At 62.6% G+C, this 238-nt stretch carries 1 protein-coding gene; it reads right to left on the reverse strand.

Features of this window, described 5'->3' with window-relative positions; all coding sequences use genetic code 11:
* The coding region (locus ACPYOM_RS23810) for a Ku protein (RefSeq protein WP_481347877.1) at positions 1 to 238 on the reverse strand (238 nt) is incomplete at both ends.

The raw sequence follows: 238 nt of genomic DNA on the forward strand, positions 1-238 counted from the left end.
TCTCAAGGGACGGGAACTTGGCCTCACGGACTTCGTCGCCCCAGAGGAGAGCCTGCAGCAGCAACACGTCGCCACGCACCCGCAGGGCACCCAGCCGGGTCTTCTGCCGCAGCGCGTACTGGACGATTGCGATCCTGTCCGTGTCTTCCAGCGTTTGCCGCAGCAGCATGTATGCCTTGGGTGACTTGGAATCGGGCTCCAGGAAATAGCTGCGCTCGTACATGATCGGGTCCAGCTG

This window comes from Monashia sp. HAY1-2A, assembly GCF_056755315.1.